Origin of the sequence: Rathayibacter sp. AY2B7, from assembly GCF_002931635.1 — a bacterium.
In the GTDB taxonomy this organism is placed as follows: Bacteria; Actinomycetota; Actinomycetes; order Actinomycetales; family Microbacteriaceae; genus Rathayibacter.
Genome location: NZ_PSUC01000239.1, coordinates 1 through 573, shown reverse-complemented (window position 1 = coordinate 573; position 573 = coordinate 1). Strand labels below are relative to the sequence as shown.

The window sequence follows — 573 nt, the reverse complement described above, 5'->3', positions numbered from 1 at the left end:
CTCCGTGCGCGGCCCTTCGAAGAAGCCGATCAGCAGGCTTCCGCCCGGTCGGAGGTGCGCGGCGAGCGCCGCGACCGCGCCGGGCAACTCCGCCGGCGGCAGGTGGATGAGCGAGTACCACGCGAGAACGCCCCCGAGGCCGTCGACGTCGAGCTCGAGCGCCGAGCCGAGCCGGAACGGGACGTCCGGGAACCGCGCCCGCGCCAGAGCGACGAACTCCGGCGCCGGGTCGACGCCGATAGCGGCGGCTCCGCGGCGCTGGAGGAACTCCGTCCAGTGCCCGGGCCCGCAGCCCACATCGGCGACCGTGCCCTCCAGCCCGTCGGCCCACGACCCGATCAGCTCGCGGTCGGCCGCGGGCCCCGCGTCGACCGATCCGAGCAGCGCCGCGTACTCCTCCGACCGCGCGCCGTACGCGTCCCGCACCTCGTCCATCCGGTGGAGCGTAGGCCGTCTCGAAACGGCGCGCAGCGGGCACTCGGAGGCGCGTGGCACGTTCCGCGGTGCCGTTGGCACGGCTCGACGGCACGGTTCACTGGCGCGTTCTGACGTCCTGGCGCGCCTGCCTCGCGA

1 protein-coding gene is annotated in these 573 nt (G+C 75.4%); it reads right to left on the bottom strand.

The window, feature by feature from the left end:
• Window positions 1-435: trans-aconitate 2-methyltransferase (locus C5C27_RS17635; RefSeq protein ID WP_104315044.1), on the bottom strand; the 435-nt coding region annotated here is incomplete at its 3' end.
• Between the last annotated feature and the right edge of the window lie 138 nt (window positions 436-573).